The sequence below is a fragment of the Anaerotignum faecicola genome, from assembly GCA_024460105.1.
GTDB lineage: Bacteria > Bacillota > Clostridia > Lachnospirales > Anaerotignaceae > JANFXS01.
This window is the reverse complement of the sequence record JANFXS010000188.1, coordinates 1-490: the sequence shown is the minus strand read 5'-3', so window position 1 is coordinate 490 and position 490 is coordinate 1. Positions and strand designations below refer to the sequence as shown.

Here is a 490-nt window from a genome sequence, read left to right as displayed (position 1 = left end):
CTTATAACCTGATTGCTTGTAAAATCCTCGTTTTTGTCCACGGTTACGGATACAAAGCTGTTCACGTCCTCTAAAACCCTTATTTCATCCCCTACTTTGTGGAATACAAGCTCTCCCGCTTTAACCGCCTTTTCGAGTTCGCTCTGTTTAAATTCGGCGTTTACTGTAAATTCCCCGTCGTATTTCTTGTTTGTGTTGCTCCTGTTGACGGCGCATCCCGCACTCGCCCCCGTAAGCCAATAAACAAGGGAACTTTCCTTTTCCCCCTCGCCGCTTACGGAATTTTTAAGGCTTATTACCCCTTCATAATCCGCCGCTTTGTTGTATAAAACCGTCTGGAACTTAACGCCCATTTCGTCCCTCAGCCTTTTTGTGAAGGATACGAAAAGGCCTTTTATTGTTTCCTCCGTGCTTAAGCATCCGAGGGTATTAAAACTGTAGCTTTCGATTTTGTCAAGAAACTCCTGATATTCGGATCCCGTAACGCTTT

1 protein-coding gene is annotated in these 490 nt (G+C 44.7%); it reads right to left on the bottom strand.

Annotated elements, in window-relative coordinates:
• Window positions 1–490, bottom strand: a 490-nt coding sequence (locus NE664_13450) for a phage tail sheath subtilisin-like domain-containing protein (GenBank protein ID MCQ4727638.1), incomplete at both ends; no start/stop codon positions are given.